The sequence below is a fragment of the Novosphingobium sp. NFX11 genome (genome assembly GCF_057376415.1).
The window spans coordinates 2,569,480-2,581,041 of the sequence record NZ_CP080384.1 but is presented as its reverse complement, the minus strand read 5'-3'; the positions used below and the strand labels follow the sequence as shown (position 1 = coordinate 2,581,041).

General features: G+C 63.3%; 11 protein-coding genes and 2 pseudogenes. 4 read left to right on the top strand and 9 right to left on the bottom strand.

Features of this window, described 5'->3' with window-relative positions; genetic code table 11:
* Positions 1-279 precede the first annotated feature (279 nt).
* The 5 genes and pseudogenes from KZO24_RS13200 to KZO24_RS13180 all read right to left on the bottom strand — a co-directional run.
* Entirely contained in the window at positions 280-1,179 is a 900-nt protein-coding gene (locus KZO24_RS13200; RefSeq protein ID WP_486486347.1) for an ArdC family protein, read from the bottom strand.
* A 641-nt stretch (positions 1,180-1,820) separates the two neighbouring features.
* Positions 1,821-2,251: pseudogene (locus tag KZO24_RS13195) on the bottom strand (transposase); the annotation flags it as partial.
* A 45-nt stretch (positions 2,252-2,296) separates the two neighbouring features.
* Positions 2,297-2,479 (bottom strand): hypothetical protein, encoded by a 183-nt coding sequence (locus KZO24_RS13190; protein ID WP_486486346.1) that lies wholly within the window; start codon positions 2,477-2,479, stop codon positions 2,297-2,299.
* 35 nt (positions 2,480-2,514) lie between these two features.
* Complete coding sequence (locus KZO24_RS13185; RefSeq protein ID WP_486486345.1) at positions 2,515-3,756, bottom strand: tyrosine-type recombinase/integrase; 1,242 nt, start codon at positions 3,754-3,756, stop codon at positions 2,515-2,517.
* A 266-nt stretch (positions 3,757-4,022) separates the two neighbouring features.
* Positions 4,023-4,419, bottom strand: a pseudogene (locus tag KZO24_RS13180) (IS110 family transposase); the annotation flags it as partial.
* 194 nt (positions 4,420-4,613) lie between these two features.
* Here KZO24_RS13180 and KZO24_RS13175 point away from each other — a divergent pair.
* On the top strand, positions 4,614-5,825 hold the full coding sequence (locus KZO24_RS13175; protein ID WP_059150834.1) for an IS256 family transposase: 1,212 nt from the start codon (positions 4,614-4,616) through the stop codon (positions 5,823-5,825).
* 371 nt (positions 5,826-6,196) lie between these two features.
* Here KZO24_RS13175 and KZO24_RS13170 read toward each other — a convergent pair whose 3' ends face one another.
* The 4 genes from KZO24_RS13170 to KZO24_RS13155 form a co-directional block, all read right to left on the bottom strand.
* A complete protein-coding gene (locus KZO24_RS13170; protein WP_486486344.1) occupies positions 6,197-7,714 on the bottom strand; it encodes a hypothetical protein in 1,518 nt (505 codons plus the stop codon).
* 6 nt (positions 7,715-7,720) lie between these two features.
* Positions 7,721-8,518, bottom strand: coding sequence for a hypothetical protein (locus KZO24_RS13165; RefSeq protein WP_211150514.1), 798 nt, complete (start codon positions 8,516-8,518; stop codon positions 7,721-7,723).
* A 17-nt stretch (positions 8,519-8,535) separates the two neighbouring features.
* Complete coding sequence (locus KZO24_RS13160; protein ID WP_211150513.1) at positions 8,536-8,796, bottom strand: DUF6429 family protein; 261 nt, start codon at positions 8,794-8,796, stop codon at positions 8,536-8,538.
* Positions 8,797-9,166: 370 nt separating this feature from the next.
* Positions 9,167-10,057, bottom strand: a complete 891-nt coding sequence (locus KZO24_RS13155) for a M48 family metalloprotease (RefSeq protein ID WP_289357455.1) — start codon at positions 10,055-10,057, stop codon at positions 9,167-9,169.
* A 71-nt stretch (positions 10,058-10,128) separates the two neighbouring features.
* Here KZO24_RS13155 and KZO24_RS13150 point away from each other — a divergent pair, with 71 nt between their 5' ends.
* Genes KZO24_RS13150 through KZO24_RS13140 form a run of 3 tightly spaced genes read left to right on the top strand, consistent with a single transcriptional unit; the run spans position 10,129 to position 11,481 of the window.
* Complete coding sequence (locus tag KZO24_RS13150; protein WP_486486343.1) at positions 10,129-10,395, top strand: hypothetical protein; 267 nt, start codon at positions 10,129-10,131, stop codon at positions 10,393-10,395.
* A gap of 10 nt (positions 10,396-10,405) precedes the next feature.
* Entirely contained in the window at positions 10,406-11,023 is a 618-nt protein-coding gene (locus KZO24_RS13145; protein ID WP_486486342.1) for a 6-phosphogluconolactonase, read from the top strand.
* Positions 11,011-11,481: an NUDIX domain-containing protein gene (locus KZO24_RS13140; protein WP_271181249.1), complete on the top strand. Its 471-nt coding sequence runs from the start codon at positions 11,011-11,013 to the stop codon at positions 11,479-11,481. The genes KZO24_RS13145 and KZO24_RS13140 overlap by 13 nt, the downstream gene beginning before the upstream one ends.
* Positions 11,482-11,562: the final 81 nt, after the last annotated feature.

Below are 11,562 nucleotides of genomic sequence, written 5' to 3'. Positions count from 1 at the left end.
GACCGGAAGTTCCGCAGCGGCCACGAGCGTTGCAAAGCGCGAGGCGCCGACGATGTGCATGCCTGTCCCAGTTCCTTGAGGCGGGTAACGAGCGAGGTCAGTTCGTCCTCGCCGACCCCATGATGCTTCGCGTGGCGCGCGGTGACACAGGCGTCCCCGAGCTTGACGAACCTTGCCACTTCCGGCGTTTATCGGGGTGGAGAGTACTTAGGGCGCCCGGCGTTCCATGGGGGGCCACATCAGCGCGCCACGCCTCGCTCGCGGATTGTCGCAGAGGGATCAGCGTTGCCCTTGCGCGCCTCCCTCGGTCCTCTTGAGGAGATAGTCGGCGCCCTTGCTGGCGGCGCTTGCCGCGCGGAAGATCGCCTTGTCGTCGGCGCGCAGCACCTCCAGCCATGCCCCGATGTACTCGGAGTGGCGAACCGTGGGCTGGATACCAAGCGCAGCGCAGGCAAAAGCCGCCGTCATCTCGGCAACCAGTTCCTCCCTTGCGTAGGAAGTCGAACCGAACCGCCCGGTTTGATCCCGTTGCAGCCGCCCTTTGCCTCCGGCGAAATGCCCCAATTCGTGCAGGGCAGTGCGATACCAGTTCACCGGATCATGGAACGCGGCCTGCGGCGGTACCTGCACATAGTCGTACATCGGCGAATAGAAGGCCTCGCTCCCACCGATCCGAAAATCCGCCCCCGATGCGGCAATGACGCGGTCGGCCTCGGCAATGGCCATGACCGGATCGGGCAGGATCGCGGCTACGGTCAGGTCATCCGCCAGCCCCTCGCACTGATCGACGTTGAACACAACAAAGCGCTTGAGGAAGGCGACGGTCCTTGCGACTCGATCCTCGCTCGATGCTCGCTCGGCTTCGGCCTTGGGAATGAAGCGGTCGGCATAACACACGACCGTGCCCTTCTCACCGCGACGGACGTTGCCGCCCGCCGCGGCCGCCTGCCGGTAGGTAAGCCAGTGCTGGGAACTGTAGCCCCCGCCCACACCTCCGGCCCAGAGGATCAGCACGTTTATTCCGGAATACGGCCTTCCGGTCACCCCGTTGTGCGGCATGGCGCAGGGACACCGCGAGGCATCCCATGGCTGCACCCATGGCAACCGGCCCTCTTCCAGTTCGGCGATGATCTTGGCGGTGACTTGCGCATAGAGGCTTCCGCGTTCGCTCCTGCTCATTGTCGTCTTCCTTTTCCTCAACCGCCATCGATCGGCGCCAGGGTGGCGGGGAGCGGCAGGAGCGGACCGACAGCCCCGCCGGGTGGGGCGGGGGCACCCTCGACGAGGTCCCATTGCGCTTGCGCAATGGGGTGGCGAAGGGCTGCAACGAAGTGGAAGACCCGGTAGCGAAGCGGACGGGTTGCGGCCCGCCGAGGCGGGGCTACAGGGCAGCGACGCCCCCGTCACCTTGGAGCCGATCAGGCTCAACGCCGCCGCGAGCCAGCGCGGCGACCGCCGGAGGGATGCGGCGCATCCCGACCTCGCGACGCGCAGCGGAAGCGAAGTGCGGCAGCACAACGAAGAACCGGCGACACTCCTCATGCCGCCGGTCCATCAATCGGGGTTACGCCGCCTGCGGCAACCCATCCTCACCCTCGACGACGGGGGTATCCTCCGCATCAGAATCGACAGGGTCATCCTCGACCTCCTCAGGCTCGCAGGCCGCATCGCCAGCCGCTGTGCGCGTTCCGCGCTGCCGACACCGCCCCGGCCCGTATAGGTTGATGCCGGAAAACCCATCCAGCGCTGCGCCCAGCTATCGCGATTGACCCGCCCGTTGGTCCCAGAAAGGAATCCCGGACGATGCCGCGTTGGACCTTGGTGGCGGACTTGGCGTTCTCGGCAGCGACCTGTTCACCTGCCACTTCGGCCAGCAGATGCCTGGTAATCTCGCAAGTGCTCATGCCGCGCGCGTACATCGACACGATCTTGTCGTCGAAGCCAGGAAAGCGGCGTTGATACTTGGCGATCAACTGTGGGTCGAAGCTCGACTGGCGGTCGCGCGGCACGTCGATCGCCAACTTGCCAGTGTCGGTTATCACCGTCTTCCGACCATAGCCGTTGCGCACTTTGCCGGCGGCTTCTTCGCCAGCGAGGTGGTGATCCATCTCCGCATTCAGGGCACGCTCTGTCAGCGCCTTCTTCAGCGAATTGAGCAGACCGCCCTGCTCGAAGGCAGCGCTGGCAGCGCCGGCCGCCAAAGCTGATCGAGAAGCTCATTCGGTATGGCAGGTTCTTTGCGTCGTGACATAGTGGGACTCCCTTTTTACCCATTATGCCCGCCCACGCACGGAAATCATGACACTTCCGGTATTGGGGACAGCGCCTCTGGCAAAGGGGCTATTTCTCGACCACCTCCGGCAACATCACCGATGACATCATCACCGATGACATCATCATGCGGTATCTCGAAGAACATGCCCACAAGGATGGCTTCAGCCCCGCCCCGTGATCCTACCGGCGTCAGCCGGTCAGTCATTCAGGTTATAATCTATGGTAAACCTCTTAGTCATGTCAGTCCGCGCCTGGACGCTTCCGCGCTGCAAAGTGGGGCTCGAGGATCTTGGCTCCAAGGCGAAGACGTTCCAGCTCGTCAGACCAAAACTGCATCAGCGCGACCCGCTCGTTCCAATATTCACCGCGCGTGTACGCGCGGCGCACCCCATTGTTTTCCATGTGGGCCAGCTGACGCTCGATCGCATCGGGATTGAACTGCCCGGTCTCATTGAGAAGGGTCGCGGCCATCGCCCGGAAGCCATGCGCCGTCATCTCCTCCTGGCCGAAGCCAAGAGCCCGGAGCGCCGCGTTGACGGTGTTCTCAGACATCGGACGCTGGCTGGTCCGGAAAGACGGAAAACAGTAGCGACCGCGGCCTGTGAGCTGCCACAGTTCCTCGAACAGCCCTGCTACCTGGGCCGAAAGGGGCACGCGATGCGGCCGACGCATCTTCATCTTCTCGGCGGGAATGTTCCAGACGCTGCGATCAAAGTTGAACTCCGCCCACTCGGCCTGTCGCAGTTCACCGGGACGCACGAATAGATGCGCTGACAGCTTCAAGGCGAATAGCGTGATCTTGTGACCGGAATAGCCCTCGATCGCGCGCATGAGGTCTCCTGCTCGATCCTCGGTGGTGATCGCAGCAAGGTGCTTGGCCTTTGGAACCGTCAAAGCGCCCCGGAGATCGCTTGCCGGGTCGCGCTCGGCGCGCGTCGTCGCGATAGCGTAACGGAAGACCCGGCTGAGCACGCTGCGCATGCGCCGCGCGCTTTCATGTCGACCTGTTGCCTCGACGGCGCGCAGAACGGCCAGAACCTCTTGCGCAGTGATCTTTGCCACCGGACGATTACCGATCCGGGGGTAGGCTTTGTCCAGGAGCCAGCGCAGTTTGCTGAGCGTGACCTCGGCCAAACCTTCCCGCTCGTTCTTCGCCACCCACTCCTCGGCCACGAGCTTGAATGTGTCGTTTTCCTCGACGCGGGCACGAGCGGCATCGACTTTCTGTTGATGCGAAGGGTCGGTCCCGGCAGCGAGCAGGCGCCGAGCACCTTCGCGGCGATTGCGCGCATCAGCGAGGCTGACCTCGGGCCACGCCCCGAACGCGAGCGTACGGTGCTTTTCCAGATAGCGGTAATTGAGGCGCCAGAGTTTCGTGCCATTGGGTCGGACAAGAAGATAGAGACCGCCGCCGTCAGACAGCTTATAGTCCCGCTCGCGCGGTTTGGCTGTGGCGACGGTCGTAGCAAAAAGGGTGGCCATGGGGGTATCGTCCTAGCAAAGGACGAAGATCGATACCCTCGGATATACCCGCATTGTTCCCGATTGGTGCCGAATTCGCCCGGATTTGAGCGGACGATCATAACACAAAAAGTGGCGGATTTCAGCCTCTTCGCGGACGTCGGTGGACGTCCGCGGATGAGAGCTTGGTGCCCAGGAGAACACTCGAACCTCCACGCCCTCGACCGTCTGCGAATTCCAATTGAAGCCGGCCATGGACTCCGACGCGAAGCCGGCCACCATTCCGGGCTGAGGCCGGCCGCCAGAGTGCGTACGAGCATGCTGTCAAAGGCCTTTACCAAAAGGCGGCCTCGGCAAGATGAGCTAGACCGTCAGCATCGATCGCGTCGGTCTTGTTGCGCGCCATATCCAGCCTCCTTTTGGCTTGACGCACATCGATACCGATCGCCGGAATGCCGACCGCTGTGCGCTCGTGATAGTGCCAGGTCGATGGGGGCCGGTCTCAAATGCGACCCTCGCGGCATCGGGTGCGCGTTTGCGGATCACATCCGCCAAAAGTTTAGGATCTGATGGGCATTTGCCGCGCCAGGTCCGTCGGCAGCCCTCGCGGACGGAGGCGAAAGTGTCTTTCAGCGAAACGTCCAAACCTACATATTGCGCGACGGTTTCTCCATTTGATGCCACCTGGGCCCGCAAGAGCAGGGTGAGGGATGGATGGTGGTTAGCGTCCGCGCTCGTGGTGTAATTTCCGGTGTAGATTGAGGCGATCGCATGGGTGGGGCATGCCCCACCCATGCGAATTCGATCTCGGTGGCCACCGGGCTCATCGGTAAGGTGGAGTTACCACACTTCACACGCCCACCGAGGAGTTGATCCCGATGACCGACGATAGATTACCGCTTGCCGAGCTGATGGCGAAGACCGGAGATGGAGATTTCCTGCGCACGATCGCCGAGAACGTATTACAGATCATCATGGAGGCCGACGTCGATGGCTTGGTCGGCGCCGGCCGGCACGAGCGTTCCGGCGATCGCACGACCTGGCGCAATGGCTACCGCGACCGCAGTCTCGACACCCGGCTCGGCACGCTCAATCTCAAGATCCCCAAACTGCGGACCGGCGCCTACTTTCCCGGCTTTCTGGAGCCAAGGAAGACCGTCGAGAAGGCGCTGGTCGCGGTGATCCAGGAAGCATGGATCGCCGGCGTCAGCACCCGGCGCGTCGATGAACTGGTGCAGGCGATGGGCATGACTGGCATCTCCAAGTCCTCGGTATCCAAGCTGTGCAAGGACATCGACGAGCGGGTCCACGCCTTCCTCAAGCGGCCGCTCGCCGGCGACTGGCCCTACCTCTGGCTCGATGCTACCTATCTCAAGGTGCGCGAGGGCGGGCGGATCGTCAGTGTCGCCGCGATAATCGCTGTGGCCGTCAACACCGAGGGCAAGCGCGAGATCGTCGGCCTGCACATCGGTCCTTCCGAAGCCGAGCCGTTCTGGTCGAGCTTCCTCAAGGACCTCGTCCGGCGCGGCCTGACCGGCGTGAAGCTGGTCATCTCCGATGCCCACGAGGGGCTCAAGGCGGCGATTACCCGCGTCATGGGCGCGACCTGGCAGCGCTGCCGCGTCCACTTCATGCGCAACGCCCTGGCCTATGTGCCCAAGGGCCAGAATACCGTCGTTGCCGCTGCAATCCGTCAGGTCTTCCTTCAGCCCGACCATGCCGCTGCGACGCAGGTCTGGCGGCAGGTCGCTGATCAGTTGCGCGCCCGCTGGCCAAAGCTCGGCGCTTGCATGGACGATGCCGAGCACGACGTGCTCGCCTACATGACCTTCCCCGAGCAGCACCGGGTCAAGCTCCACAGCACCAATCCGCTGGAACGCCTGAACAAGGAAGTGAAGCGCCGCGCCGATGTGGTCGGCATCTTCCCGAACGAGGACAGCATCATCCGCCTCGTCGGCGCCGTCCTGCTCGAGCAGAATGACGAATACCAGCTCCAGCACCGCTACATGCAGATCGAGGGCATGGCCGCCCTTGCCACACCAATGATCGAGGAGGCACAGCCGCTACAGATTACACCCAAGGCCGCCTGAAAATGCAGCCCAGTGGCCACACCCGATTTTACACCACATTGACGGACGCGACCGGATGGTGACACGCCTCAATGCGTAAGGCCCCGCTAATGCGTAAGGCCCCGCTACCCCGCGATGCGCCTGTCGCCATTGCCCCTAGGGCAGTGATGCGCCTCTGCCTGACGGCCCCCGCGCCGCCAATGGTACCGGCGCCGGACACAAACATCGTCGCGCAGGAAATATTCGCCGAATGGGGCACGCCAAGATCGGTTGGGGCGAGGCGCAAAACACCTTGGTCTTCAGACAATGGCCGGCGCACTTTTCAATGCCTGACTTCGGGGCAGCAACGTCTGATCCGCACGCTCGACGGGGGTAGCTCGGCGCCCGGCGCTTCACGAGCGCGAGCGTAAGGATCTGAGAAAGCCCATTAGCCTGTGCTTGCGTTGATGCGTCTTCATCAACTCGTCGAGATAGTGATGCCACTCGGCGGTTCTGCCGAGCGTGATGAACCCGCACGCAGCCCGCTCGAGCCAGAAAGCGGCAAGGTCGTATCGGCTCGAGCGCCCGCTCTCGATGATGGGGGATGCCATCTTCACCGCAAAACCGGCAGCCCATTCGGGGCGGGCCTTGAGCGCGGCATTGGTTAGCCTGACGAGCGCTTCGTCGCGCGCATAATGCAATCGTGGATTGGCGTGTTCGATGCTTGCGATCGCGTCATCGAGCCTACCTTCATCAAGCAGGATGTCGATGCGGTCGACGGCGTAAGCGGCGGCGATCAGGCGACCGAGCAGTTCTTCTCGCACTGTGTTCCACTGATGGGGCTCGCAGATTTTCGCAGCCGCCCTGAAATCCTCGCGGGCGAGGCTCGTTTCAAACGCGCCGATGGCGGCTGACAGCGCCTTTGCGGGCTGACCTGCGAGCGCCGCCCGATCTCGCACCCAGCGACACAGCGTCAGCCATGCGTGAGCGCTTGTGTGGGCCGCCGTATCGGGATCAGGCGGCATCGATAGGCCCCAGCCGCCAAGATCGAGCGCGGCGTCACACCGCCCGGTGTCCCACACGGCCTTGGCAAGTCCGAGAACATCTTCGGGCGCGCGCAAATGTGTTCTGGCAACGTCTATGGCGTCCTCGATCCGGTCAAGGCGTACCAGCATTTCTGCATGCGCTGGGAAATGCTTCGCGGCGAATGAAAAACGCAGGAACTCCTGATGGCGATCCATCACGTCCAGCGCCGACAGCCGGGCTGCGGTAAGCCGCTCCTCATCGGCATCGCTGCTGCCGATCAGCGGCCAGGTCGAGCCACGACCGGCCAGGAGATCCTCGAGGCCGGGGTCATCCCATCGGCGCGAAGCGGCGGCGATGGCCAGTTCGAATGCACCGCTATCGCTGTATTTGGCAATTTCGTGCTGGCAGCGGCTGAGCGAGTCGCACGCATCGTCGCAGGACTCCCGGGTGACGCTCTCGAGAAGAACGGCAACCGCAATCCGCTCGTTGAGAATCGCCAGCAGGTCCTCGAAGCAGCTATCGCGCTCGTCGCAATTGCCTGCGACCTCGGCGAGCCCTCGCGCCAGAGGGATCAGGATCGCCAGCGCACTGACACCGTCTTTCGCGGTAAGCAATGTGTTCGCCTGCGCAACCAGTTCATCGAGTGCTGCGTAGTCGACTTCGAACAGGGTATCGTGCCGATAGCCTCCTCGGAACCCCACGAACGGTGGCGCGAGCAATGCGGCAATCCGGGCCTCGAACGGTGCTGGATCCAGCCCGGCACCGTCATTCAGCGAGGTCTGGATAGCCAGCTGCGCCGCGAGCCAGGCCTTGAAGCGGTCGTCGTCACGGGCGTGACGGTCAATGAGGTCAATCAGCGCTGCGTGGCTGAGCCTCTCGAGCTCGGCCCTGATATCGCTGCTCAAGCGGGTTCACCTGTCGTTGGCGTTCTTGTTGTCGGCCTGCCCACCGGCGCGCCGCAAAGGGAAGACCGGTGCCAGGGATTTCATCGCCGCGTCGAAATCCTCTTCCATGTCGATGCCCATCGCGATGCCGGAGATCATGGGTTCAACGGCGCGCATGACCAGATCCTCACCCATCAGGTGCGACTGGTAAATCAGTTCATGCAGATCGTGACGCTTCTCCTCGATCTCGTCGGGACCGCCATCACTTGCGGAAAGTGCGAGCATGATCGCAAGGCTTTCACTTTTGCGCAAAGGAACGACGATCCCGAAGCCGACATACCAGGGGCCAAGGTCCACGAAGCGACCCGCTATCAGCACTTCGCCGATCACCTGTACCTGCTGGGCTAGCGCATGATCCATGATATGGATGGGGCGCTGGCGATCCAGCAAATCCAGTGCGTGTACACCCCCGTCCTTGTGGACACCGATCACGCGAAAGATCGAGAAAATGGCTGCAGGCAGGCGCGCAGCGATCGCGGATTTGAGCGGATCGCGCTTGACCGGCAGCTTGCCGGCGATCCGGTCGATAGCGCGGCGCGCGCGCAGCGGGTCGCGCCGCGAGAACAAAGCGGTGTCGCTCAGCATTTCTATGGCCGCCGTGTCATCTTCATCGAGGCCGCCGAGATCGAGGACCTCCCACGCGAACCTGCGATCAGCCTGCGTCAGCTTGACGACACACAAGTCAAGAACGTCGTTGAACGCCTGCCGCACTGCCGCATAGCCGGTCACTGCGATGACCTCGCTTTCGGTCTCCAAAGCTGCCATTGGGTGCCTTTCCTCGACTACGGCGTCGTTTCCGACCCGGAAGTTTCGTAATTTCCAGAGCTGAACAGCGATCTGAACGCTTTTTCCGCAGCGGCATCACCCTCCTCGGTGAACCACACCGACTTGCGTCGCCGTGCGGGGTCGGAAATGAGCCCGCGCTCGTGAAGCCGGTTCATCGCTGCCCAGTCGAAGCCTTTCCACGCCACTCCGGTTACCTGCTGGTTGAGCCACAGCAATGCAAGTATGGCTTCATCAACCTTGTCCTTGGCAATCTCCATGCTTCCCGTCCTGGCGCGCGTATGGTTAGAGGCCGCATCGCCGCTCGTGCCTGATCGCGCGAACGTGGCGGCCACAAAAACTCCGTCGTCTGGCAATGGGACGATAGCATGACGAGGTCAGGAGGGGAAACCTCGGTCCTGACGATTGCCGGAGCATCACGTGGCGCGGGAGCTCGTGGCCGGGGCGGCGAGGCGATGCGATGCGATGCATGATCCCTACCGGTAAGCGATACAACGAACTGTGCCAGGCCGGATTCGATCAAGCCGCGCTTGCGACCAGATGTCAGGAGCTTCGCGAGGGTGCCGCGCGGCTTGCAAGGGAATCAGAAAGGGCGGGGTAGCGGCGTCAGGATCAATGGCTGTGAGCGACTCACAAGCGAACCGGACAGTGAACTTTCGGTATCTCCGCCTTCATGAGTTCGACGCGCGCCTTGCGCGAGCGGTGCGTCGGGTCGCGCAGCAGTCGCAGCATGTCCTGCTTGTCCCGGCGTAACCAGAACTGCAGTCCGATTTCCGGATCGAAGCCGGCGCATGTCGCAAGCTGCAAGCCCAGGGCATCCGCGCGATCTTCCATTCGGCGACGTTCGGCAATGTTCGGCGCGGTACCGTCCTGATAGGCCACGTGTCCAAGCTCGTGTCCCGCAACAAGCGCCAGTTCGTCGTCGTTGATGGTAAAGTCGATGAGCCTGCTCGAAATCGCGACATTGTTGCCGTCCGAGAAAGCGGTGATCCCCTGACCGGTCTTGATGACGAAACGAGCCGCGCAGGTACGCTCGGGCCGCACTTGCGCTTGGACGTCCTTTCCGTCGCGGCGCAGGCCGAGCGTGAGAGGCGCAGTGGCGGGAAACTGCGCGAGCCGCTGCTCGAGTTCGTCGGCGATCAGCGCTTTGTCAGGTGATGAGGCGATAATGCCGCGGACAGCACGGCCATCGATGGAAACCAGTGTATCGCCGGCATGGACTCCCGCGATATCGGCAGGCCCGCCTTTGACGACGACCGCGATCTGAGGATCCTCGCCCATGTCCAGAAGCTGGGAAATCGCGGAGCGATCGCTTTGTTCATAGGCGCCCAGATCATCGATTGCCACACCGATCGTAGAAGCCTGCTTCTCGCAGATGCCGACAGCAGCGCGGTTCAGCCGGTATCCAATCGAAGTTACCCGCGCCATCTGCTGTCGCAAGGTAACCGGCCACGGCTCATCGGGCGCTGCCGCCACGGCCGGGGATGACAGCGCTTCGCTCCCAAGGACGAGTGACAGCACGGCCCAGCCGCAGAGCCGGAGTATGAAACAATTCGTTCTGCGTACCCGCAAGCGGTCTGGCCTCATTCTTCATGCCGATCGCCGGCAAGGCGACTTACGGCTACGGTCCAGTTGGATGTAACACTGCTGCGTTGCATCCAGCCAGGAAATATCATTTCCCGTCGCACCACAAGGCCAATGTCGCGATGCTGAAAGCGACCACGAAACCGGCCGGAGAAGCCGGCGATAATGCCGCTGACGGCATCATCGACGACAGGGCCGACCAGGGTGGGCAGCGCGCGCGGTTCCTGCGCGAGAATTGCGCTTGGCCCATTCCGCAGCAAGCGGCGGAGTGCTAGGGCGCTCCTTATGCTCAACGTCGAAATGATCGAAGGCGCCGACGACGCTGCCATCGCCACCTGGTTTGCCGCGCGCCTGCGCAGTGCGCTGGCTGTATCTATCGAGATCGCCGTGACCGTGCCGGGCGGGTCCACGCCTTTCCCGATCTTCGAGCGGCTTGCGGCCGAGGATCTCCCGTGGCCGCGCATTGCGGTGTGGCCCGGCGATGACCGCATCGTTGCCGAGGACCATCCCGCCAGCAACGTTGGCAAGATCCGCGCCCGGCTCGAGCCCGCCGGCGCGAGGATTGTCCCGCTGACCGAGGATGCGACGCCGCCGCATTTCGCCATCGCATGGATGGGGATGGGCGGCGATGGTCATATCGCCTCGCTGTTCCCCAATACCGACCCCCAGGTCGATGATCTGCTGCCCGTTCGTCGGCTGACCCCCGATCCGCTCCCTCCCGAGGCGCCGTTTGATCGGGTGAGCCTCACCATTCCCTCGCTCATCGATAGCGACGAGATCGTGTTCGTCATCCGGGGTGCCGACAAGCGCGCGGTTTTCGACGCGGCGATTGCCGGGGAGCATGACCTGCCCGTCGCCCGCCTGCTGCGTACGACTCGCGCGAAAGTCACGTGCTTCTGCTGATCCGTTTGCCCGCGCCGCTGCACCGGGCGCTCTACCGGGCGGCGCATGCGATACGCGTGAAGATCTGGCGCCTGTGGCGTCCGCGCCTCGACGGGGTGCGCATACTGGCGCTCGATGCGGATGAGCGCATACTGCTGGTACGCCATTCCTATGGCTCGGACAAATGGATGCCGCCTGGAGGCGGCCTCAAATCCGGCGAGGACCCGGTCGCGGCTGCAGTGCGTGAAACTCTGGAGGAGACCGGCTGCGTACTCGTTGGCGCGCGCTTGCTGACCGTGAGCACCGAGGAACTGCACGGCAGCCGCAATGTTGTGCGGGTGGTGCGCGGGGCCGCCCGCGGCGAGCCGCGCGCCGACGGGCGTGAAATCGTTGAGGCGCGCTTCTTTGCCCTGGATGACTTGCCGCAGCACATGCCGCGTGGGCTGGCGGAGGAGATCAGGCGCTGGGTGGCAGCTTGACAAAGCGTGCTGGCGACGCGTCCTTGCGCAAGGGAGGCTGCTGTTCCGGAGCTTCGCAATTCGCGGGCGCCGCAGCGCGAA

Bases quoted from the DNA above. Each gene is read 5' to 3' on its own strand.
- KZO24_RS13200 (WP_486486347.1), bottom strand. From the start codon at position 1,179: ATGAGCAGGAGCGAACGCGGAAGCCTCTATGCGCAAGTCACCGCCAAG.
- KZO24_RS13190 (WP_486486346.1), bottom strand. From the start codon at position 2,479: ATGACTGACCGGCTGACGCCGGTAGGATCACGGGGCGGGGCTGAAGCC.
- KZO24_RS13185 (WP_486486345.1), bottom strand. From the start codon at position 3,756: ATGGCCACCCTTTTTGCTACGACCGTCGCCACAGCCAAACCGCGCGAG.
- KZO24_RS13175 (WP_059150834.1), top strand. From the start codon at position 4,614: ATGACCGACGATAGATTACCGCTTGCCGAGCTGATGGCGAAGACCGGA.
- KZO24_RS13165 (WP_211150514.1), bottom strand. From the start codon at position 8,518: ATGGCAGCTTTGGAGACCGAAAGCGAGGTCATCGCAGTGACCGGCTAT.
- KZO24_RS13160 (WP_211150513.1), bottom strand. From the start codon at position 8,796: ATGGAGATTGCCAAGGACAAGGTTGATGAAGCCATACTTGCATTGCTG.
- KZO24_RS13150 (WP_486486343.1), top strand. From the start codon at position 10,129: ATGCCGATCGCCGGCAAGGCGACTTACGGCTACGGTCCAGTTGGATGT.
- KZO24_RS13145 (WP_486486342.1), top strand. From the start codon at position 10,406: ATGCTCAACGTCGAAATGATCGAAGGCGCCGACGACGCTGCCATCGCC.